Below are 21,472 nucleotides of genomic sequence, written 5' to 3' on the forward strand. Positions count from 1 at the left end.
CTAGGGTTGCGTCCCTCTGCAACAAATGTCCCGTCCGCCAACCCGGCCGAGGCCATCCAGGTCTACCAAGCCTTCCTCCAGTTCAAATATCCGGGCACCGACATCGAGGTCACGGCCGGGCTCCAGCCCACGGCCCTGCCCCAGAGCGCGCTTTTCAACGACAGCCTCGTCTTTACCGACTGGGCCGCCGCGGTGCTCGTCAATGCGCCGCTCATTCCCGACACCCTGCGCGTCACGGCCGGTTTCGCCCGCCTCATCGACGCCAACCGGACCTATGACACCACCACCCAGGTCGGCGACGAGCTGGATTTCTACATCCTGAGCCTGCCCGTCACCACGCCGGGCTTCAAGGTCACGCCCTGGGGCGTTTTCTCCATGGCCGGGTCCAAAGCCGCCTATTTCACCAGCTACGCCTCGTCCTTCGCCTACCTGCGCGGCAACAACTCGCCCCGGGCCATCCGCGCCCTCAATACGGCACTCGGCTCCAATCCCTACTTCGAAATGGGCCGCGACCTCACCTGGAACGAGTCCGCCATGGGCTTCACCTATCGCTATTAGAGGGAACCGGGGGGAAACCTTTCTGTAGAAAGGTTCTCCCCCCGGGCCCCCTTTCCCAAGACTTGTGACGGTTACAGAGTGTTATCGTTTACTCACCCGTAACCATTGAAAGTTTTGGGGAGGGGAGAGCGCGAGAGGGGAACCCTTTTTTCAAAAAGGGTTCCCCTCTCGCATCTTCCTCCTTCTCCTCTCTCTCCCCCCCATATGAACCATTTTTCATGAAATTCCGGGGAGTCGGACGTTGCGTCGGCATGGCCAAGTGGCTAGAGGGGTACGGTCCGCCCGTGCGGACCGCGCGCAACCCCAAAAGGAGTCTCCCCATGCCCGCAGCCAAGCGGCGCTTTCTGTCCGACCTGTGGAAGCTCACCAAACCCTATTGGAAAAGCGAGGAACGGCTCAAGTCCGGCCTGCTCCTGGCCGTCATCGTCGCCATGAGCCTTGGGATCGTCTACCTCAACGTGCTTTTCAACGAGTGGAACAACCTCTTTTACAATTCCCTCCAGGAAAAAAACGTCGAAGCATTTTTCCGGCTCTTCGGCCGGTTCACCATCCTGGCCACCATGTTCATCATCGTGGCCGTCTACCAGATATACCTGCGCCAGATGCTGCAAATCCGCTGGCGGCGCTGGCTCACGCAGCGGTATACCGAGCGCTGGCTCACGCCGCATAACGCCTACCGGCTGCGCTTCGAGGGGGGGCTTACCGACAACCCCGATCAGCGCATCAGCGAGGACATCAACGGCTTCGTGGAGCAGACCCTGTCGCTGACGCTGGGGTTCCTCGAATCCGTGGTGTCGCTCGTCTCCTTTTCCGTCATCCTCTGGAACCTGTCCGGCGACATCCACATCCTGAACCTGCCCATCCCGGGCTCCATGCTCTGGGCCGCCCTGGTCTACGCCGGCGTCGGCTCGCTGCTGACCCACTACATCGGCCGTCCGCTGATCCGCCTGAACTTCTTCCAGCAGCGCTACGAGGCCGATTTCCGTTTCAACCTGGTGCGGGTGCGCGAAAACGCCGAGGCCATCGGGCTCTACGGCGGCGAGGACCAGGAGGGACGGGGCCTCGTCGAACGCTTCAGCCACGTGGTGGCCAACTGGTGGGGCATCATGCGCCGGCAAAAACGCCTGACCTGGTTTTCCGCCGGCTATTCCCAGGCGGCCATCATCTTTCCCTTCCTGGTGGCCGCGCCGCGCTATTTCTCCGGGGCCATCCACCTGGGCGGCCTCATGCAGACCGTTTCGGCCTTCGGCCACGTCCAATCCGCCCTGTCCTGGTTCATCAGCGCCTACACGCGTCTGGCCGAATGGAAAGCCACCGTGGACCGGTTGACCGGCTTCGAGGCGGCGCTGGAAGACCTTGCCGCCCATGCCGAAGCGGGGCTCACCCGGCAGGCCGCGCCGGCCGGGACGGGCATGGCGCTTCGCGACGTGAGCCTGCGTCTCCCCGACGGCGATACGCTTTTGGCCGGGGCCTCGCTGACCCTGCCCCCGGGGGAACGCGTCATGCTGGCCGGGCCGTCCGGCTGCGGCAAGTCCACGCTGTTTCGGGCCATCGGCGGCCTCTGGCCCTATGCCGCCGGGGAACTGGCCATGCCGGAGCACGAACGGACGCTCTTTCTGCCTCAGCGCCCCTACCTGCCCATCGCCACCCTAGCCGGAGCGGTGGCCTATCCGGACCCGCCCGAACGCTACGGCACGGACAAGATCGCCACGACCCTGGCGGAATGCGGCCTGCCCCATCTGGTCGACCGGCTCGGCGAGGAGCGCCACTGGTCCCAGGAACTGTCCGTGGGCGAACAGCAGCGCCTGGGCTTTGCCCGGGCCATCCTGTTGCACCCGCGATGGCTTTTTTGCGACGAGGCCACCTCGGCCCTGGACGAGGCTTCCGAAAAGACCCTGTACGGCCTGCTTGTCGACCGGCTGCCGGACACGGCCATTTTGAGCATCGCCCACCGCCCGGCCCTGGCCGCTTTCCACCACCGGGTGGCCCGGTTCGTACCGGCCGGCGAGGGCGCGACCTGGAGGCTGGACGAAAGCCCGCTTGCCGCGCCACAATCGGCCCCGGCATGAACACCACCGGAGCCCTCGGTCTTTTCACCCAGGCAACACTCTCCATCGTCATGGAGGCGCTGCCCTTCCTGCTCATGGGATCGGTGGCCTCGGGGCTGGTCGAGGCCTACGTGCCGCGCGAACGCGTGGAGCGGCTTGTGCCCAAGGGGCGCATCGCCGCCACGCTCTTCGGCCTGGCCCTTGGCGCGGCCACGCCCTGCTGCGAATGCGGCGTGGTCTACCTGGCCCGACGCCTCATGGGCAAAGGCGTGCCGGCCGGCGCGGCCGTCACCTTCATGCTGGCCGCCCCGGTCATCAATCCGGTCTCCATCCTGGCCACGCTGGTGGCCTTTCGGGGCGACCCGACCATGGCCATCTGGCGCTGTCTGATCGTCGCCACGGCCGCGCTCGTCGTCGGCTTTCTGGCCGGTGGGGAAAAGGCCGAGGCGCTTGTAAAACCCCTTGCCGGCGACGCGCCCGCCTGCGGCTGTGGCCATGACCACGGCCCGGAACACCATCACGACCATGCGCCCGCCACGGTCCCGGGCACGCCCTTCGGTTCCCTGGCCGACGCGCTGCCGGTTGCCGCCCTGGCCAAAAAGGCCCGGCGCGACAAGGCGGCCAGCGCCTTTACCCACGCCATGGCCGATTTTCTCAACATGGCCATGGTGCTCGTCTTCGGGGCCATGGCCGCCGCCGCCTTTAAGGCCTACGTTCCGGCCCCGGTGGTCATGGCCATGGAAAACGACATGACGTTGGCCATCCCCGGCATGATGGCGCTGGCCGTCGGGCTGTCGCTGTGCTCCCAGGCCGACGCTTTCGTGGCCGCCTCGTTTTCCACCTTCCCCATGGCCGCGCGGCTGGCCTTTCTGGCCCTTGGCCCCATGCTCGACCTCAAGCTCGTGCTCATGTGGCGGCAGGTATTCACGCCAAGGCTCGTGCGCCGGCTCGCCACCCTGCCGGCGGCGGTGGTCTTCGCCGCCTGCGTCGCCTTCGGCCTGGCCACCGGAGGCGCGTCGTGATCCTCCGCCCGCGCGCCCTGCTCGCCCGCCTGGACGGCCTGGCCTGGCTGGCCATGGCCGCCTTCATGGCCTACCTCGCCCTGGCCGGCGACTACTGGCACTACCTCAACCCCAAGTTCAAGCCCCTGACCCTGAGCGCCGCCGTGGTGCTGGCCGCCCTGGCCGTCTGGGCCTTGCTGCGCCCCGTGGCCAAACCGAGCGTTTCCCGGGCCCTGGCCTACCTCGCCCTGGCCGCCATGGTCGCCATCAGCCAAAACTGGCTGCCGTTTCCCGCCGCTTCCCCCGAGGTCGACGTTTTCGCCCTACCACCGCAACTGCCCGCGCCGCCCAAAACCGCCCCCACGCCGACCCGCCTGACGGTCGACGGCAAGGCCTACATCCCCATCAACACCGTGGAGCTGTTGGATATCGCCCACAACAAGCCGGCAGGGAAATGGGCGCTGGCCTACGCCATGCGCGGCTTCGTCAAACGCGATCCTGCCCTCGACGCCAAAGGGGAATTCGTGTTGTGGCGGCTGGCCATCTGGTGCTGTTTCGCGGACAGCACGGCCACCGGCTTCAAGGTCACGCTGCCGCCCGGCACGTCGCTGCCGCCGGACAAGAGCTGGCAGGTGGCCTACGGCCATCTGGCCCCCATGCCCGACGACCAGCGCGGCGCGTACACGCCCCCCGGCATGAGCTTCACCTCCATCTCGCCGGATGCGCTGTTCGTCGCCGATCGCGTCGCACCGGCCACCGTCGAGCCTGAAGCGGTCTGCATGTTCGAATGGCGACCGGCCGAGCCGTATAACTATTGAGGGAGCAGCGCGCGACGCACGACCAAGCTGTTGGAAAATCCCCCCCTGCGGCCTTGCCGCCGCGTCCGCTGCCCGCCCTCCCGGCCATTTTCCGGCTGGGACAGATGGTTTCATCAGGGATGTTGCCTCTTTACATGTCTTCCTAACATGTAAGGTGCACCTTTACATAGGGCAGGCCTTTTTCGTCTGTTGCTTCCAAGCAACTCCCTCTAAAATCGGTAGATCGCTCTCCACAAAACGTGGCATGCCTATTGCTAAGTGGATAAAAACACTGGAGTGATAAGCATGGAACAACTCGAGCAAAAGATACTCATCGTTAATGGTGTTGAGAAAAACATAATAGCCAATCCCAATGCGTTTCTGGCCGACATTCTCCGCGAACAATTGCATCTGACCGGCACCAAGATCGGCTGCGCCCAGGGACAATGCGGCGCCTGCTCCGTCATCATCAATGGCAAGGTCGTGCGCTCCTGCATCACCAAAATGAGCCGCGTTCCCGAAAAAGCCCGCATCACCACCATCGAAGGCATCGGCCAGCCCGGGGATCTCCATCCCCTGCAACGCTCCTGGGTCAAGTACGGGGCGGCGCAATGCGGCTTTTGCTCCCCGGGATTCATCGTTTCGGCCAAGGGGCTCCTGGACGAAAACCCGAGTCCCAGCCGCGAAGACGTGCGCGACTGGTTTCAAAAGCACCGCAACGCCTGCCGCTGCACCGGCTACAAGCCCATCGTGGATGCGGTCATGGAAGCGGCGGGCGTCATGCGCGGCGAGGCCCCGGAGACGAGCCTCGATTTCGTCATGCCCGCCGACCGGCGCATCTGGGGCTCATCCTACCCGCGTCCCACGGCCGAGGCCAAGGTCACGGGCACCCTGGATTACGGCGCGGACCTCGGCATCAAGATGCCGGATGGCACCCTGCACCTGGCCCTGGTCCAGGCCACGGTCCACCATGCCATGATCCGGGGCATCGACACGACCGAGGCGGAAAAGATGCCCGGCGTGTACCGGGTGCTCACGGCCAAAGACGTCAAAGGCAAAAACCGCATTTTCGGCCTGGTCAACCACCCGCGCCACAAGGGCGACGGCTGGGAACGGCCCATCCTGTGCGACGCCAAGATCTTCCAGTTCGGCGACGCCGTGGCCATCGTCTGCGCCGATACCGCCGCCCAGGCCAAGGCGGCCGCGGCCAAGGTGCGTCTCGACCTGGACGAGCTGTCGGCCTACCTGACCCTGCCCGAGGCCATGGCCCCGGACGCCATCGAGATCCACCCCGGCACCCCCAACGTCTATTTCACCCAGCCGCTGGTGAAGGGCGAGGAGACGGCTCCCATCTTCGCGCGCGACGACGTGGCCGTGGCGGAGGGCGAATTCCACACCAGCCGCCAGCCCCACATGCCCATCGAACCCGACGTCGGCTTCGCCTACATGGGCGAGGACGGCCTGCTCCACATCCACAGCAAGTCCATCGCCGTGCACCTGCACGCCCTCATGATCGCCGAAGGCATCGGGCTCACCCCGGACAAGATCGCCCTGGCCTCCAACCCCATGGGCGGCACCTTCGGCTACAAGCTGAGCCCCACCACCGAGGCCCTGCTCGCAGTGGCGGTCCTGGCCACGGGACGCCCGGCCTATCTGCGCTACGACTACTTCCAGCAGATGACCTACACCGGCAAGCGCTCGCCGTTTCACATCAAGGCCCGGATGGCGGCGAACAAGAACACCGGCCGCATCCTGGCCCTGGAACACGATTACAGCGTGGACCACGGCCCCTACTGCGAGATGGGCGACGTGCTGACCTTTCGCGGCATCGAATTCCTCGGCGCGGGTTACGACATTCCGAACATCCGGGGCATGGGCCGCACCGTGGCCACCAACCACTGCTGGGGCGCGGCCTTTCGTGGCTTCGGCGGTCCCCAGGCCTTTTTCGCCGGCGAATCCCTGGTGGACGAACTGGCGCTCAAACTCGGCCAGGACCCGCTGGAATTCAGGTTGGCCAACTGCTACCGGCCCGGTTCCACCACCCCCACGGGCCAGGAGCCCGACGTCTACTGCCTGCCGGAAATGTTTGAAGCCTTGCGCCCGATATACCGGGAAGCCAAGGCGCGGGCCGAAAAGGAATCCACCCCGGCCGTGAAAAAGGGCGTGGGCATCGCGGTCGGCGTCTACGGGGCCGGCGGGGACGGCGTGGAGCGGGCCGAGGTCTTCGTGCGGCTCGATCCCGACGACGGCGTGACGGTCGGCGCATCCTGGGAGGACCACGGCCAGGGCGCGGACATCGGTGCTGTGGGCACGGCCCACGAAGCCCTGCGCCCCATGGGCGTCCCGCCGGAAAAAATCCGTTTCAGCTGGCCCGATTCGGCCAAACAGCCCCCGGCCGGGCCGGCCGGAGCCTCCCGCTCCCAGGTCGTGGTCGGCGGGGCCATACGCGTGGCCTGCGAAGCCCTGCTCGCCGCCGCCAGGAAGGAGGACGGCACGTACAGGACCCACGCCGAAATGACCGCCGCCGACAAGCCCACGCGATTCGACGGCGTCTACACCATCCCCGGCGTGCCCTGCGATCCCGAAACCGGGCTTGGCAGCCCCTTTTTGGTCTACATGTACGTCATCCACATGTCCGAGGTCTCGGTCGAAACCGCCACCGGCAAGGTGACCGTGGACCGCATGCGCTGCCTGGCCGACATCGGGAAGATCAACAACCGGCTGGCCGTAGACGGTCAGATCTACGGCTGCATGGAAATCGGGGTGGGGCTGGCCCTGTCCGAGGACTTCGAGGACGTGAAAAAGCACTCCACCCTGGCCGGGGCCGGCTTCCCCTATATCCAGGCCGTGCCCGACGATCTGGAGATCGTCTACTTCGAGAACCATCCGCGCCAGTGGGGTCCCTTCGGCGCGGCCGGAGCCGGGGAAGGCCCCATGGTCAGCCCCCACGTGGCCATCATCAACGCCATCCGCCATGCCTGCGGCGCGCGTGTGACGACGCTGCCGGCCAGGCCGGAAAGGGTGCTCGCGGCCATGGCCGCCGCGAATTAACGGACGCAGTCCCACCCCTGCGCCGGGGGCGATATGCACGTCCCCCGGCGCGCCAGCGGGAGGGGAATACAAGGCGCGGGCAACGCACCAGACGACGCTTCGCGGTCGCGCGCAAATAGCGTCCGCCGACGACGACCAAGCCAAAAGGAGGCTTTTCATGTCCAACGTCACCGCTTTTCAACTGGCCGACATGCTCTTTACCGGTGCCGGGGCCCTGGGAAAAATGCCGGACACGCTCAAGGCGGCCGGGGTGAAAAAACCGCTGGTCGTCACGGACAAGGGCATCGTGAAGGCCGGTCTGGCCAAGCGGGTGGAAGACGTGCTGACGGCAGCCGGCATCGCCTATGCCGTCTATGACGGCACCGTGGCCAACCCCACCGACGACAACGTCGACGAAGCCTTCGCCCTCTATGGCAAGGAGGGCTGCGACGGCCTGATCGGCCTTGGCGGCGGCAGCGCCATGGACACGGCCAAAGGCTGCGGCATTCTGGCCGAAAGCGGCGGCCCCATCGACCAGTACCGGGGCATGGGCCTGCTCAAAGCGCCGCTGCCCTTTTTCATCGCCATCCCCACCACGGCCGGCACAGGCTCCGAGTCGACCTCGGCCTCCATCATCACCAACACCCGGGGCGACCACCACTGGAAAATGGTCATCCTCGACGGCCGGCTTCTGCCCAAGGCGGCCATCATCGACCCGCTGCTCATGATGGGCCTGCCGCCCCACATCACCGCCTCCACGGGCATGGATGCCATGACCCACGCCATCGAGGCCTACATCTCCATCGGCGCCATGGAATACACCGACGCCCTGGCCATCGGCGCCATACGGCTCATCTTCAAATATCTGCGCCGGGCCACAGGCAATGGCAATGACCTCGAAGCCCGGGAAAAGATGGCCTATGCCCAGACCATGGCCGGCATGGCCTTCACCAACGCGGGCCTCGGCATCGTCCATTCCCTGGCCCACCCCTTAAGCGCCTTTTACGGCATCTCCCACGGCGACGCCAACGCGTTGGCCCTGCCTACCTGCCTGGAATTCAACAAGATCGTCTGTCGGGAAAAGATGGCCGACATCGCCCGGGCGGCCGGGCTCACTGACCTCGGGCCCTACCCGGAAGACACGACCGTGGCCGCCATCCGGCGCTTAAGCGCCGATGTGCGCATCCCGGCCAGCGTCACCGAGGCCGCCGCCCGTATCGGGGTTAAAATCGACCCCAAGGACATCGGCCCCATGTCCAAAGACGCGCTCAACGAGATCTCGACCATCACCACCCCCAGAGTGCCAACCCTGGCCGATATCGAGGCGCTCTACAAACAGTGCTGGTAGCTCCGCCAGTGCCGTGAGCGGACGGCCCCATGAAAGCCGCCTCCCGCCTCTCCGGCAGGGAGGGAGGCGGCGCTTCGGACAGGAGGAAGGCGTATGAACAAGCGCTTGCTGCTTGCGATCCTGTGTCTGTGCCTCGCGCTCCCGGCCAGCGCGCCGGCCGGCACGACAAACGCCCGGGACTACGTGCCCCTGCCGCCGGGCACCAACATCATCAACCTCTACTACTCCCACGGCTTCGGCAACGAACTGTACGCCCGGGACAAGAAAGTCAGCGACAACGCCAATCTGACCACCAACATGGGCATCCTGCGCCCCATCCACTACATGCAGCTCGGGCCCTTCACCATCGACCCCCAGGCGGTCATTCCCTTCGGCGAGGTGGAGTTAAACGGCGAACGCTCCTCCGGCGTCGGCGACATCACGTTTCTCTCCACCATCTGGTTCGTCAACAACATGGAGCAGGGCTACTACTTCGCCTACAGCCCCTATTTCACCATCCCCTCCGGTCCCTACCACCGGGAAAGCATCGTCAATCTCGGCTCCAACCGCTGGTCCTTCAAGCAGGAGCTGGCCGTGGGCAAACGGCTGGCCGACAAGGCCTGGCTGGAACTCATCGCCAACGTGGAGTTTTACACCAACAACATCGACGCCCCGGACGCGGAAAACAAACCCGTGACCTCGTCGAAGGACCCGCTCTACGGCGTGGAGTTTCACGCCAGCTACGACCTGACCAAGGACTTCTTCGTGTCCGGCGACTACTACTTCGCCTACGGCGCGGAAACGACCCTGGACGGGGCGCGGCAAAACGACCGCACCTGCAACCATACGGTGGGGGCGAGCTTTTTCTACATGCTCAACCAGCACCTCCAGCTCATGGCCGATTACAAGCTGCCGGTGGCGGTGCAAAACGGCATCAAGACCAACAGCATCACCCTCCGGTTGGCCTACGTGTTCTGATCCGGACGGCAGGCGGCCGGCCTCCCGGCGCGAAACAAGGCTCTCCGACATAAGCCCCCGGGCTTGCGGCGGAGGGCCTTGACGCGTCGAATCTCCCCGATCGCCGCCCTTTTGCCGAGGCCGCCCGCCCCCCTGTGACGCACGTCCCCCCCTTCCCCGCCTTTGCGAATACCGGCCCGCTGGCAAGGACTGCCGCGTGGCCACGCCGCTTTCCCGACAAGGCCGGCCCGATATGGCCCGGCAGTTTTTTCGCTCTATCCCAACCAATGCATTGTGCAAACAGCCCGCGACAGAAGAGCGAGACACCGGGAACTATCACGGAATGCCTTGCAGGCGTGCCACAAGACGCGTATACTAGAATTGTATTCCATGCCGGGTAATCAAACGCGCTGCCTTGAAAAAAGCCGGGGGAGCGTTGCAGCGGCAAAGAGACGCGTTTCTTGTTTGACGCATGGGAGGAGGTGACCGATGCAAGCCTTGGCGTCCTTGGGGTCATCCCGCTATATTGATGAACGTATATTATCCGAATATGAAGAGCCGACGATCAGCAATTACTACAGCGGCCCGTTTTCCATCCTCAACGGGCTCAATTCCCTGTTTTGGGACAAAATAAGCAACACCCGCGCCCGGTTTCACCGTGGCGAGCTCACCCACTCCCCCTCCATCCGCCCGAGCATCATGCGCTCCTGGCAGCGGTCGCGCGCGGCCTGCGTCCCGTCGGTCGGTGTGCCGATGGTTCTCCTCAACCATGTTGAATTCCATACTATTATCAAAAAAAATGAGTTTTTCGTCACCATTGCCGCGCGCATCATGGACGAACTCCTGGAAAACATCCTGCCGTCGAAAAGCTGTATCATCCTGACGGACGCCGACGGCGTGTATCTGCATACCATCGGCGCCGGGGAAGGCTTCGGCCGTGGCACGACCTGTCCCCTGCGCGGCCTCATCAGCCGGGAAACCGTGGACGGCACCACCGCCATGGGCCTTTGCCTGGAAGAAAAGGCCCCTGTGTGCGTGCTCGGCTGTGAGCATTACAATTCCCATTTCGACGGCTGGTCCTGCGCCGCGGCGCCCATCTTCGACAACAAGGGCAATTTGGTCGGCAGCCTGTCCCTGACCCTGGAACGCGACAAGTTCCACCAGCACACCTTCGGCCTGGTCATCGCGGCGGCCCGGGCCATCACCGAACAGATGCGCCTGCGCCGCCTGCTCCAGGAGGTCCAGACCCTGATGGAACTTTTGGGCGAGGCCGTGGTGATGGTCGACGCCAACGGGGCGATCCGCCTGATAAACCGCTATGCCAAGCGCCTGTTCCACATCCGGGAGGATGTCTCGGGCCGGGACATGTCCGCCATCGCCACGGTCACCGGGGGCGACCCCATGCTGGTCCTCGGCAAAAGCGTCAAGGACGGCGAATGTTCCCTGCGCCTGGCCGACGGCACGTCGCAGCATTGCCTGTTCTCCACCTCGCCCACGCCCGAAGGCGGCCTGTGCGTGACCCTGCGTGAAAGCCGGCGCATGCACAAACTGGCCGGGCGCATCACCGGCGGCAAGGCGGTCTACGATTTTTCGGACATCAAAGGCGACGCCCCGGCCATGGGACAGGCCCTGCGTCTGGCCCGGGTGGCCAGCGGCAATTCCATGACCACCCTGATCCTCGGCGAATCAGGCGTGGGCAAGGAGCTTTTCGCCCAGGCCATCCACAACGGCGGCTCCCGGCGCGACCAGCCTTTTGTCGTGGTCAACTGCGGGGCCATCCCGCGCGACCTCGTGCAAAGCGAACTGTTCGGCTACGAGGCCGGGGCCTTTACGGGAGCCAACCGGCAGGGCGCGCCGGGCAGGTTCGAACTGGCCGACGGGGGCACCCTCTTTCTCGACGAGATCGGCGACATGCCGCTGTCCGCCCAGGTGAGCCTCTTGCGCGTGCTCCAGGAGGGCGAAGTGACCCGGGTCGGCGGAAAACGCCCGACAAGGGTGGATGTACGGGTCGTGGCGGCCACCCATCGCGACCTGACCGCCGCCGTGCATAACGGCACCTTCCGCCAGGATCTCTATTACCGCCTCAACATCCTGGTCATCACCGTCCCGCCCCTGCGTCGCCGCCAGGAAGACATCGCCGCCCTGGCCCGCTTTTTCCTGCAAAAAACCGCCAAGAGCCTGCACAGGCAGGTGACCGAATTCGCCCCCGAGGTCATGGAATGGCTCCTGTCCTACTCCTGGCCCGGCAATGTGCGGGAATTGGAAAACCTGGTGGAGCGCATGACGGTGGTGGCCGAGGGGGCCCGCATCGAGCTGGCGGACCTGCCGCCGGAATGCGTCCGGGGCGCGTCATGCCCGCCGGCCGGGAAAGTCCCGGAATCCGGCCTTGAGGGCGACACGGGCATGCAGGGCCTGGTCGATGCGCTTCGCGCGGCCAGGGGGAACGTGCGGGCCGCGGCCAAGGAGCTGGGGGTGTCGCGGGTGACGCTTTACGCGCGCATCAAGCGCTGCGGCCTGGACCTGGAGGCCATTCGCGGCGCGCTGTAACGGGTGCGGCGAGGCTCGCCAGGAGCCGTTTTTCAAGGCGCGACGAACAACGACAGCAGCCAAACATACAGAGCCGAGACCGCAAGTTGGCAGCCGGCGATGGGAATGCCATAGCGCATGAACGAGACGAACGGCACGGGCTTGCCGTAGCTGGCGCTGATGCCGACGGCCACGAGTGTGGCCGAGGAGCCGATGAGGGTGACGTTGCCGCCGAGCGTGCCGCCGAACATCATCCCCGCGAAGATGGGCAGTGACGCCGGTGGCCAATCGGCATAGCCGAACCCCAGGGCCAGTTCGGGAACCACCTTGGCCATGACCAGATAGCCTTTGGCCAAAAGGATCGCCGCGGCAACGACAGGGATATTGGCCAGAAACCCGGAAAGCAGCCCGATGGACACGAGCAGCACCAGGGCCGCTTCCAGGATATGGTCGCCCCAAGCGGCGTACAGGGCCCGGGACAGGCCACTCATGAGGCCGGTTTTGGTAATCTCCTCGACAAAGCACATCATGCAAAAAATAAAAAGCAGCGTGCGCCAGTCGATGTCCCGAAAGACGGCTTCCGTGGGTTCGTAGCGGGAGATGTGCAGCGCCAAAAGCGCCAGGCTCGCGCCGATGATGGCCGCGCTTGGCGGAATGATGGTCACGGGCAGGAACTCGCCGACGAGAAACAGGAAGACCATGATCGCCAGGGCGCCAAGGGTCAGGAGGCAGAATCCCGGACGGGCGATGGGCTTGGGGCGCAGCTCGGGGGAAAGGTCCCGGCGCGTCTTCCAGAGCGCCCCGAACAGCCACGGCATCAGCGGAATCACGATAAGGATGCTCAGCAAGCCGCCAGCGCTGATTTTTTGGAGATAGCGCAAAAAGGACAGGCCGGCCGCCTGCCCGACCAGAAAGGTCGCCGGATCGCCGACCAGGGTGAGGAGGCCGGCCGCATTGCTGATGATGGCCGTGAGAATGAGCGGCCCGGCAAAATCCGCGTCCAGTTCCTCGCAAACCTGTATGACGATGGGGGCGATGAGGATGACCGCCGTGGCGTTGGGCAAAATGGCGCAGACCACGGAGGTCAGCGCGGTCAAAAGCAGGAGGAAGCGACGTCCGCTGCCCCCTGTCAGGATGAGAAAGCGCGTGCCCAGGTTCTCGAAGACGCCGGTCGGCGCAAGCACCCGGGCCACCACCATGCCGCCGAATAAAAGCGCCAGGGAGCCGGATGAGGCCTTGGCGGCGTTAAAGACGTCGGTGTGGGTGAGCTGGCCGCCGACGGTCAGCACGCACAGGCCAAGGAGCGCGAGAAGCGTCATGTCCGCGACGCCGAGTGCGATGCAGACGATGACCAGCCCGAACACGACGGTGATGACAAGGGTTTGCGCATCCAGCATGGCGGGGTTTCCGGCGTTTGGCGTTTGCGGGGGTGAGTGGCGATTAGAAATCGGGCGGAATCATCAGGCCGCCCTGGGACCAGAGGCGGTTGGGCCCTCGCTCCAGACGCAGGGGGCTGCCGGATCCCAGATTGCGCGCGAACATCTCGCCGTAGTTGCCGACCGCGGCCACGACGCGTGCGGCCCAGCCGGGCTCAATGCCGAGCGGCTTGGCCAGGGTGTCGGACTTGCGCAGAAAGACTTCCTTGGCCGGGGACATGGGCGCGCCGGGCGTGAAATCCGCTTGCCCGAGGCCGAATTCCTCGGCCAGAAGCAGGGCCGCCCAGACGGTTTCCACGAGCTGCCGCCAGGCGTCGTCCCCCAGGCGCACGGCCGGGGAAAGCGGGGCCATGGTGGAGTCGTCCTCGATGATGCCATAGGCATCCTTCCCCCCGGGGGCGCCCAGGCGCATGGAGGCCAGCAACGCGGCATCGCTGGCATAGCCCTGGCACTCGCCCCGCAAAAAGGCCTCGCGCGCCTGCTCGTCGCTGTCGAAGCCGGCCTTGTCGATATGCAGTTTCATGCGCATGGCCCAGTAAAGCAGGGACGCGTCCTGGGTCGAATCCTTGACCACGCAGATTTTCGTGTGGTCGAGAGCGGCGATGTCCGCAATGCCGCTTTCCGCCCTGACCAAAACGCCCTGTGAGCTATAGACGAGCGGGCCCGTGAACACGATGCCGAGCCGCACCGCGCGCCCCAGGGCCCAGGTGGTGTTGCGGGCCAGGATGTCGACTTCCCCGCTCATCAGGGCGGGGAACCGGGCCAGCGTCGGCAAGGCCTGGTAGGAGACGCGCGTGGCTTCTCCGACCGCGGCGGCCACGGCGCGGCAAAAATCCGCATCCACGCCGCTCCAATGGCCCTTCGCGTCCCTCTCGGAAAAACCGGGGATGCCGGTGCTTACGCCGCAACGCACCATCCTGGAGGATTTGACCGAGTCCAGGGTTTCACCGGCCATGGCCGTGCCGGTCAAAAGCCACAACAGACAAAGAAACTGCAATATGCGCCGCATTCCGTCCCCTTCAAGGAAATATGTGTAGTTATCCTTCTGTCGGGCGGCGAAGTCAATATGTCGCGTCCTTGTTCCTCTCAAAAGCAACAACGCTACGGCCTTAATTCCCCAGACGACGCAACAGTTGTCGGGCGCCCTGATGGTCCGGGGCAAGGCGCAGGAGGCGCTCGGCCAGCTCCCTGGCCTTGTCCGTCCGCCCCGTGCGCAGGTAAAGCCCGGCCAGGGCGGCGAAGGCCTGCCGGTCCCCGGGGGTAAGCTCCAAAGCCCGCGAAAACGCCCGCTCCGCCCGCGTTGGCTCCCTAAGCACCAGCAGCACCTGACCCAGATTGTAGGAGGCGCGGCCGTAGTCCATGCCCATCGCAGCGCTTTCCAGATAATGCTCCGCTTCCTTGTACTTGCGCATCTCTCAAGAGCATCTTTGAGTGCAATTTCTCCGGATGCGGTGGGCAGCACAACTGAGCTTGTTTGCGCATGGAGGATAGTGAGGCCGTCCGGACGGATGGCATTAACCGTTAGCGCCATGGGAAAAAAGATAATTACGATCGACACCGCTTGGAAGATCGCTTTCCTGCGAAAATCATAATCTCTCCTGCCGTTTAGAAGATTAAAGCCGACACATCCATATAATACAACTGCCTCATTCGGCGGCCAATTTATCGATCATCGATAGTTATTATATGTTTTCTTATGATGCTTGGTCGAAAGAGCATAAATGCACGGCATCATAAATAAGGCCACTAGAATTCCAATCATTAAGCCGCCTATCGCACTGAGGTGGTCCCGTTTCCTCGCCCAGAAAACCATGATCCGGAAAGGCCTGGCGCAGGCGCGTGAAAATGGCCTGCTCGGACTGGGCATCGATTTCCGAGGTGATGTCCCCAGGACTTTTGACGGTGGTGGAGAGCCGGGAGAGTCGGCGGCGGCCTCTGGTGAGGATGGCACATCCGGCTCGGATGACTTCCCGGGCCACCGCCTGGGCGAAGTCCAGATCAAGGTCCGGGAGAAGGGCGGGAGCACCGTGACGGTCAATGGCATCTAACATACGGGGAACACCTCGGGAGCGTTACGGCCTAGCCGGTATGAACCAAGAGGGGCCTGGTGCGGGAGAGAGGTCGGCGGTGACGTTATGTTTTCGGGACGCGTTCCGACGCGTTGTTGTCGCCGGCAGATCTATCGGCGCGCCTTAAGCAAAAAAAATGCCAAGCAAGTCCTTCTGGCGGTCCTTCCGGTCATTCGGTCGGTCTTGATCAGCTATGGCAGGTGGATCTTGTCGTTGGGGCGCGCGGTGCGAAAAAGGGGGCTTTCGTATTGCGCGGGTGTTTTGCTTGCGGGGCTGACCCGGACGCCCATTTTTTCAAGATGACGCCTGATATTGGGCAAATCAGATAAATCGGAATGAGGGGTATACAAATTTATTTAAAAAAATGAGTACATTATGGTGTCAGTCTCGTGGCATGGTACTTGCTCGAAAGAGACTGTATTTTAACGAATCGAAGGAGTTGAAGCGGCCAGGAAGAACGAATTGAAGGCATGCCGGCCAGAGGCCGGCTCAAAAAAACTGTGCGCCAAAAAGAACAAGCAGGCGCATCCCCTCGTGAGACACAAGCGGGAAGGTGGCAATGAGACGGGTCTTTTTTCAGCCAGTTGTGTTGTTCCCCACGGAATGCCCCTTTCCGCGCCATCGCGCCACGACATTTACCGTAAAACAGCTCCCGGGGCGGGCCGCCCTTGCCCGACCGCGTTCTCTTTGCTGTCCCTGCTGTTGGGGACAGGGCCAATCTCTTGCTCGTCACGTGATGGCAGTTACCGTGCGCATCACGTTTTGCCTGGCTTCGACGCCATTGTCTCCCGGACCGGGTGATCAATGGTCGATGCTATGCCAACAAACGCAAAGGAGTGTGCCATGTTTAGACGCTTCGGACAGTCGCTTGCGACGCTTGTGGCCTTCATCCCTCTCCTGCTGCCTGCCCCGGCGGCCTTTGCAGCCTCCTATCCCGATCAACCCATCAGCATGATCATTGCTTTCACGGCCGGCGGTTCCAGTGACGTGCAGGCGCGCATCATGCAAAAGTACTGGAACAAACTCGATACCGAACCCTGGGTCTTTGTCTACAAGGCCGGCGCGGGCGGCGCCATCGGCTTCGGTGAAATCGCTCACTCCGAACCGGACGGCTATACCATCGGCGGCGTCAATGTGCCCCATATGGTGTTGCAGCCTCTGGCTCAGGGTGCTCAATATTCCATCGACGATTTCGACTATATCTGCCAAGTGGTCAATGACCCCCAGGTCGTGGCGGTGCGCAAGGACAGTCCCTTCAAGACCGTCAAGGAAGTCTTCGACTACGCCACGGCCCATCCCAACAAGCTCAAGATCGGTCTGGTCGGCCCCATGTCCGGGCATCACCTGATGTATCTTGAATTCAAGGCCAAATACGGTTTGAAGGCTTGCGAGGTGATGTACAAGGGCGCCGCCGACCAAAACGCGGCCTTGCTCGGCGGCGAAGTCGACGTGATTTTCGGCAACGTCAACGACGTGATGCGCAGTCTGGAGATGATGCGTGTGCTGGCGGTTGCAGCAGATAACCCTACGGATTTTCTGCCGAACGTGCCTACTCTTCGCTCCTGTGGCTATGACATCGTTTCGGACATCCGCCGTGGCTTCGTTGCTCCCAAGGGGCTCGACCCGGCCAAACTTGCTTTCTTGCGCGAGGCTTTTCGGAAGATTGCCCTGAATCCCCAATATCAGGCTGAGATGCGTAAGGCCGGACAACCCATAGAGTATCTCCCCGGTGAGCAGTTCCAGGCCTATGTCCGCAAACAGTTGGACATCGACAAAGCGCTTCTTGTGCAGTTCGGTCTTTTGAAAAAATAACCATCCCCCCGGCTGCCTGCCGGACGGCTTCGTTCCGACAGGCAGGTTTCAGGAGACGCCTCATGCTGGATTTTTTCCCTCTCGCAGTCGCGCATCTCATGGATCCGCTCAATATCGTTCTGATGCTCGGCGGGCTTACCGGCGGTATTATCATCGGCGCCCTGCCAGGCCTGACCGCGACTATGGGCGTTGCCCTCATGGTGCCGGTCACCTTTGCCATGGACCCTATTTCCGGGTTGATTATGCTCGGAGCCATTTATGCCGGCTCCATTTACGGTGGCTCCAACTCGGCCTGCCTCATCCGCACGCCGGGTACGCCGTCCTCGGTGGCCACCACCTTCGACGGCTTCCCCATGTGCCGGGAGGGCCGGGCGGACGAAGCCCTCCAGACCTCGCTTCTGGCCTCGGCCTTCGGCGGCGTGGTGGGCACCATCTTCCTGCTGTTCATGTCCGGGCCGCTGGCCAGATTCGCCCTCAAATTCGGCGGGCCCGAGATTTTCTGGCTGTGTATTTTCGGCCTTTCCACCATTGCCATCATGTCCCGGGACAACATGCTCAAGGGGCTGCTTTCCGGCGGCCTGGGCCTGCTCGTCTCGACCATCGGCATTGATCCCAACTCCGGTGTGCCGCGATTCACGTTCGGCTACTATCCCCTGGCCCAGGGCGTGGAGATCATCCCGGCCATGATCGGGCTGTTTTCCTTTTCCCAGGTCCTGGTGCTGTTGGGCAGCAACCGCCAGTTTATTGCCGAGTACACGCCTTCAAGGGGGGCGTTTGCCCGGGTGCTGCGCAAACTGATGACCGACTGCAAGGTCATTTTGCTGCGCTCCTCCTGTATCGGTACGATTGTTGGCATGCTCCCCGGTGCAGGAGGCGAGATCGCCTCCATTATCGCGTATAACGAAAGTAAACGCTGGGATAAGGATCCCTCCCGCTACGGCACCGGTGTCATCGAGGGCGTGACCGCCAGCGAAAGCGCCAATAACGCGGTCATTGGCGGCTCGCTGATCCCCATGCTGACCCTGGGCATTCCGGGCAGCGCCGTGGCCGCCGTCATCCTGGGCGGCTTGCTGGCCCATGGCATCCAGCCAGGGTTTAAAATCTTCACGGCAACCGGCGAACTGGCCTATACCTTTATTCTGTCGCAAATCGTCGTGAATATCCTGATGATTCCGGTCGGCTACCTGCTGGCCAAGGTGATGGCCAAGATCCTCAACATCCGCCTGACCCTGGTGGCAGTGGCCATCGTCACGCTATCGGTTATCGGTTCCTACGCCATCAGCAACAGCATGCTTGATGTCTGGGTGGTGGTTCTCTTCGGTATCATTGCTTTTTTCGGTGGTCTGGTGGGGCTGGATACCGGAGCCATGGCCCTTGGCATCATTCTGGGGCCCATGGTGGAAGAGAATTTGGGCAAATGCGTCAATCTCGCCAAATCCGAGGGCTCGATCTTTCAGGTCTTTTTTTCGAGTCCGATTTCACTGCTGCTTATCCTGTTGACCCTGCTGTCCATTGCCACGCCCTTCCTGTTGGAAATGCGCAGCAAACGGCACGCCGCCACGAACTGCACGGAGTCGCTGTCATGACACGCAAGTATGCTGATTTCCTGTCGGGGCTGGGCTTTTTGGCCATAGCCCTGCTGTTTTGGAGCGCCGGCCGCGATCTCACCGGCATTTCCCGGATTTTTCCCACGATCCTGGAACTGTTTCTGGGGCTTGGCGGCCTGGGGCTGCTGCTCAACTCCCTGCGCAAAAGCCTTGGCGGAACATCCTGCGAGGAAATGCCGGTCTGGGGACGTGTCTGGCTGATTTTGGCGTGTTCCATCGTCTACGTGATCTGCGTGCCTCTACTCGGGTTCTATGTCGCCTCGCTGCTGTTTCTCTTCCTCGTGGCCATGGTGCTTGGCGGGCATTGGGACTGGAAACACGCCAAAATCGCCGCCCTGTTTTCCGTAGGATTGTGCGTGCTGGTCTATCTGGTCTTCAAGCTGCTGCTGTCTGTGCCTACGCCGAAAGGGCTTTTTATCTAACTCCATACACGCCGAAATCCTCCTTCCGCCCTGCCACCCGGAACCGGCCTGACTCTGCCCAGACCGGCTCCGGGTGATGCAACAATCTACCGCACAACAAGAAACACGCTTTCGAGTCTGTTCCCAATAGACAAGGAGAAGGGATGCCTCCGGCGTCCGGGAGGGGATGGTCCCCTCCCGGCCCCTCCTCAAAGGGGGAGCGGCAACGCGTCGTTCTTCCCCCTTTTTTTGGGGGGGAGGAATGATTCCCCCCCGCCGCCGGAGGCCTCTTTTCCGTTAAAAAAGGGCCGGCGATGTGTTCGCCGGCCCAAGGAGGGCTGGTCCTGTCCGCGGGGCGGACAGGACATTTTAACTAACTGCTTTATTAGGCGCTTTCGTACAAACGGGTGAACACGAACTCGCGATGGCCCAAGGCTTCGGCGGCGGTGTTGCGGCCATTGGCGGTCCGCACCATCATATCCAGCAGCAAGTCGCCGGACTGGTCCATATTGAGTTCACGCCGCAGGACGCCGGACACATCCACGTCGATATGTTCGTTCATGGTGCGCACGGTCCGGGGATTGGAGCTCAGCTTGATCACCGGCAGAATGGGGTTGCCGATGATATTGCCCTGGCCCGTGGGGAAGAAATGGACCACAAAGCCGGCTGCCGCCGCCAGGGTCACCATCTCGGCCGCGGCCGAGGAGGAGTCCATGAACCACAGCCCGGGACCGGTGGGGGCATCGGCCTTGTCGAGGACACCGTCCACCACGCACTTCTTGCCGATCTTCTGGATGTTGCCCAGGGCCTTTTCTTCGATGGTGGTCAGACCGCCTTCAATGTTGCCCTTGGTGGGCTGGGAGTCGCACAGGTCATCGACTTTGTGCGCCTCGACCACGGCGGCGTAGCGGTCGAACATGGCCATGAACTGCTCGCGGATCTCCGGCGTGCGGCAGCGCGCGGCCACCAGATGCTCGCCACCGGTCAGTTCGGTGGTTTCGCCGAACAGCAGGGTGTTGCCGTTGGCGTAGAGCTTGTCATAGGCATTGCCCACGGTGGGGTTGGTGGCCAAGCCGGAGGTGGTGTCGGACTCGCCGCACTTGGTGGAAACCCAGAGTTCCTTGACGTCGCATTCGGTGCGTTGCAACTCGGTGGCGAAGTGAACGAACTCCTTGGCCTTCCAGGAAGCGGCGCGAATGGTTTCCAGGTCGCCGTGCTGCTCGATGGAGAACCCGGCCACGGGCTTCCCGGTCTTGGCGATGCCTTCCACGACCCGGGTGGTCCATTTCGGCTCAATGCCGATGACCACCACGGCGGCCACGTTGGGATTGCAGCCCGTCCCGATCAATGTCTTGAAGTGCAGGTCCAGATCGGCCCCGAACTGGAGACGGCCGTAGGGGTGGGGCAGGGCCAGGGTACCCTTGATATTGTTGGCCACGGCTTCGCTGGCGGCGTTACTCAAGTCGTCGAGGGGCAAGATGACGACGTGGTTGCGCACGCCGACCCGACCATTTTCACGCCGATACCCCATAAATTTGGTCTTCATCGTTACCACCTTTTCGTCTTGACATTGTGCACGTGGAGATGCTCGCCATTTTTTATCGGGGCAACGACCTTACCGATGTCCACACCGTACTTGATGACCGTGTCGCCAACGGCCAGATCTTTGAGGGCCAGCTTGTGGCCGATGGGGATGGCATCCTTGACTTTGACCTGCAGGGTCTGATCCCCGTCCATCACCCAACCGGTCAAATCCTGACCGGCCTTGACGCCCTCGACCACAACGACACCAACCATGTCGCCAGGTTCATGGACAATAAAGTCAATGGACATGTATTCCTCCTGACATCAATGTTCCCAACCACGGCGTGCCGGCCTCACAACCTCACCAATCATATGACGA

The 21,472-nt window shown here is 63.1% G+C and carries 16 protein-coding genes and 1 pseudogene; 11 read left to right on the top strand and 6 right to left on the bottom strand.

From position 1 onward, the window contains the following. Positions 1-33: 33 nt before the first annotated feature. The 8 genes and pseudogenes from ACMZ6R_RS06075 to ACMZ6R_RS06110 form a co-directional block, all read left to right on the top strand. A pseudogene (locus ACMZ6R_RS06075) lies at positions 34-426 on the top strand (hypothetical protein); the annotation flags it as partial. Between the two features lie 452 nt (positions 427-878). Further along, on the top strand, positions 879-2,627 hold the full coding sequence (locus ACMZ6R_RS06080; protein WP_416109992.1) for an ABC transporter ATP-binding protein/permease: 1,749 nt from the start codon (positions 879-881) through the stop codon (positions 2,625-2,627). Then, a complete protein-coding gene (locus tag ACMZ6R_RS06085; protein WP_416109993.1) occupies positions 2,624-3,628 on the top strand; it encodes a permease in 1,005 nt (334 codons plus the stop codon). The genes ACMZ6R_RS06080 and ACMZ6R_RS06085 overlap by 4 nt, the downstream gene beginning before the upstream one ends. After that, positions 3,625-4,425, top strand: a complete 801-nt coding sequence (locus ACMZ6R_RS06090; protein WP_416109994.1) for a DUF1980 domain-containing protein — start codon at positions 3,625-3,627, stop codon at positions 4,423-4,425. Before ACMZ6R_RS06085 ends, ACMZ6R_RS06090 begins: the two co-directional genes overlap by 4 nt. Before the next feature lie 285 nt (positions 4,426-4,710). Further along, positions 4,711-7,455: a molybdopterin-dependent aldehyde oxidoreductase gene (locus ACMZ6R_RS06095; RefSeq protein ID WP_416109995.1), complete on the top strand. Its 2,745-nt coding sequence runs from the start codon at positions 4,711-4,713 to the stop codon at positions 7,453-7,455. A gap of 157 nt (positions 7,456-7,612) precedes the next feature. After that, positions 7,613-8,782 carry an iron-containing alcohol dehydrogenase gene (locus tag ACMZ6R_RS06100; protein WP_416109996.1) on the top strand — a complete coding sequence of 390 codons (1,170 nt, stop codon included), beginning with the start codon at positions 7,613-7,615 and terminating at the stop codon, positions 8,780-8,782. A 93-nt stretch (positions 8,783-8,875) separates the two neighbouring features. Beyond that, positions 8,876-9,739: a transporter gene (locus tag ACMZ6R_RS06105; protein WP_416109997.1), complete on the top strand. Its 864-nt coding sequence runs from the start codon at positions 8,876-8,878 to the stop codon at positions 9,737-9,739. Positions 9,740-10,207: 468 nt separating this feature from the next. After that, positions 10,208-12,265 carry a sigma-54-dependent Fis family transcriptional regulator gene (locus ACMZ6R_RS06110; protein ID WP_416109998.1) on the top strand — a complete coding sequence of 686 codons (2,058 nt, stop codon included), beginning with the start codon at positions 10,208-10,210 and terminating at the stop codon, positions 12,263-12,265. Positions 12,266-12,297: 32 nt separating this feature from the next. On the opposite strand, the gene ACMZ6R_RS06115 is transcribed toward ACMZ6R_RS06110, so the two are convergent. From ACMZ6R_RS06115 to ACMZ6R_RS06130, 4 genes are all read right to left on the bottom strand, one after another. Beyond that, positions 12,298-13,641 carry an SLC13 family permease gene (locus ACMZ6R_RS06115; protein ID WP_416109999.1) on the bottom strand — a complete coding sequence of 448 codons (1,344 nt, stop codon included), beginning with the start codon at positions 13,639-13,641 and terminating at the stop codon, positions 12,298-12,300. A gap of 43 nt (positions 13,642-13,684) precedes the next feature. Then, positions 13,685-14,689: a transporter substrate-binding domain-containing protein gene (locus tag ACMZ6R_RS06120; protein ID WP_416110000.1), complete on the bottom strand. Its 1,005-nt coding sequence runs from the start codon at positions 14,687-14,689 to the stop codon at positions 13,685-13,687. A 100-nt stretch (positions 14,690-14,789) separates the two neighbouring features. Beyond that, positions 14,790-15,092, bottom strand: coding sequence for a tetratricopeptide repeat protein (locus ACMZ6R_RS06125; protein WP_416110001.1), 303 nt, complete (start codon positions 15,090-15,092; stop codon positions 14,790-14,792). A gap of 282 nt (positions 15,093-15,374) precedes the next feature. Then, complete coding sequence (locus ACMZ6R_RS06130) at positions 15,375-15,731, bottom strand: inositol monophosphatase family protein (protein ID WP_416110002.1); 357 nt, start codon at positions 15,729-15,731, stop codon at positions 15,375-15,377. An 861-nt stretch (positions 15,732-16,592) separates the two neighbouring features. On the opposite strand from ACMZ6R_RS06130, the gene ACMZ6R_RS06135 reads away from it, so the two are divergent. The 3 genes from ACMZ6R_RS06135 to ACMZ6R_RS06145 all read left to right on the top strand — a co-directional run bounded on the left by ACMZ6R_RS06135 (position 16,593) and on the right by ACMZ6R_RS06145 (position 19,590). Beyond that, a complete protein-coding gene (locus ACMZ6R_RS06135; RefSeq protein WP_416110003.1) occupies positions 16,593-17,561 on the top strand; it encodes a tripartite tricarboxylate transporter substrate binding protein in 969 nt (322 codons plus the stop codon). A gap of 62 nt (positions 17,562-17,623) precedes the next feature. Then, positions 17,624-19,147: a tripartite tricarboxylate transporter permease gene (locus ACMZ6R_RS06140; RefSeq protein WP_416110004.1), complete on the top strand. Its 1,524-nt coding sequence runs from the start codon at positions 17,624-17,626 to the stop codon at positions 19,145-19,147. Beyond that, the gene (locus ACMZ6R_RS06145; RefSeq protein ID WP_416110005.1) at positions 19,144-19,590 is read left to right on the top strand and encodes a tripartite tricarboxylate transporter TctB family protein; all 447 of its coding nucleotides are present in this window, start codon (positions 19,144-19,146) and stop codon (positions 19,588-19,590) included. The genes ACMZ6R_RS06140 and ACMZ6R_RS06145 overlap by 4 nt, the downstream gene beginning before the upstream one ends. A 364-nt stretch (positions 19,591-19,954) precedes the next feature. Here the strand turns inward: ACMZ6R_RS06145 and ACMZ6R_RS06150 are convergent, their stop codons facing one another. Then, positions 19,955-21,115 (bottom strand): UxaA family hydrolase, encoded by a 1,161-nt coding sequence (locus ACMZ6R_RS06150; RefSeq protein ID WP_416110006.1) that lies wholly within the window; start codon positions 21,113-21,115, stop codon positions 19,955-19,957. A gap of 2 nt (positions 21,116-21,117) precedes the next feature. Next, positions 21,118-21,402: a UxaA family hydrolase gene (locus ACMZ6R_RS06155; RefSeq protein WP_416110007.1), complete on the bottom strand. Its 285-nt coding sequence runs from the start codon at positions 21,400-21,402 to the stop codon at positions 21,118-21,120. Between the last annotated feature and the right edge of the window lie 70 nt (positions 21,403-21,472).

This window comes from Solidesulfovibrio sp. C21 (assembly GCF_047785625.1).
In the GTDB taxonomy this organism is placed as follows: Bacteria; Desulfobacterota; Desulfovibrionia; order Desulfovibrionales; family Desulfovibrionaceae; genus Solidesulfovibrio.